Below are 767 nucleotides of genomic sequence, written 5' to 3'. Positions count from 1 at the left end.
CCAAGATCATCTACTGTATCATCTGCCGTAGGATCACTATCGGGATCAAACTGATCACTACCTGTGATCTGAGCTAAATTCCTATACTCACCGGATCCTCCTGTTGGGGCATTAACAGTTGCCGTATAGGTTACCGTAATAGAACTATTACTAGGTACAAATAAATTCGTCCAATTAGCAGTGTTATTTGGAACATCTGCTGTACCGGTATTGTTAACTGTACCTAATGTTAACCCTATTGGTAATACGTCTTCTACTGAAACTCCGGTAGCATCACTACTACCATCATTTGTAATTGTTAATTCAAATACTAAAATATCTCCAACATCTGGAGTAGCACTTCCACTCTGTAAGCCTTTACTAATACTTAAATCTGCTTGTTGTGGAGGAATCGTAATACTATCCTCATCATCATCAGCTATACCATCCCCATTATCATCAACGGTATCATCTGACGTAGGATCACTGTCTGGATCAAACTGATCACTACCTGTGATCTGAGCAGCATTCGTGTATTCTCCAACAGCTCCAGTCGGTGCTTCAACCGTTGCTGTATATGTTAAAGTAATACTACCATTATTAGAAGGGATACTTAATCCACTCCAATTAGCAGTGTTGTTCGGAAGATCCGCAGTACCACCGTTATTAACAGTAACTAACGTAAAGCCGATTGGCAATACATCTTCTACTGAAACTCCTGTAGCTGCATCTGGACCAACATTACTAACAACCAAACTAAAGGTAACTGTATCTCCTACATTTGGACT

At 40.0% G+C, this 767-nt stretch carries 1 protein-coding gene; it reads right to left on the bottom strand.

Annotated features, from left to right (window positions below; genetic code table 11):
* On the bottom strand, nt 1–767 hold a 767-nt coding region (locus tag Q0921_RS24945; RefSeq protein ID WP_299261885.1), incomplete at both ends, for a DUF11 domain-containing protein.

Origin of the sequence: uncultured Aquimarina sp. (assembly GCF_947496855.1) — a bacterium.
Taxonomy (GTDB): domain Bacteria; phylum Bacteroidota; class Bacteroidia; order Flavobacteriales; family Flavobacteriaceae; genus Aquimarina.
Note: the sequence above shows the minus strand (reverse complement) of the source record. Positions and strands in the feature narration are given on the sequence as shown.